Genomic DNA, 235 nt, shown 5'->3' with positions numbered 1-235 from the left:
CGTCGCTCGCGTCAAGGCGATGCTGCGCCGCGCCAAGCCCGAAGTTCTCTCGACCGTGCTGAAGTGCGGCGATATCGAACTCGACCGCGAGACGCACCGCGTTCATCGCAAGACCCGCGAAGTGCGTCTCGGCCCGACCGAGTTTCGCCTGCTGGAATTCCTGATGGCCTCTCCCGGCCGCGTCTTCTCGCGCTCGCAGCTTCTGGATGGCGTCTGGGGTCACGACATCTATGTC

The 235-nt window shown here is 64.7% G+C and carries 1 protein-coding gene; it reads left to right on the top strand.

What is annotated here, in order from left to right:
- Window positions 1-19 precede the first annotated feature (19 nt).
- On the top strand, window positions 20-235 hold a 216-nt coding region (locus tag SB764_RS44655; protein ID WP_410867396.1), incomplete at its 3' end, for a winged helix-turn-helix domain-containing protein.

The sequence above is a fragment of the Paraburkholderia sp. SIMBA_027 genome (assembly GCF_046535315.1).
Classification (GTDB): Bacteria; Pseudomonadota; Gammaproteobacteria; order Burkholderiales; family Burkholderiaceae; genus Paraburkholderia; species Paraburkholderia tropica.
This window is presented reverse-complemented; position numbering and strand designations above follow the sequence as displayed.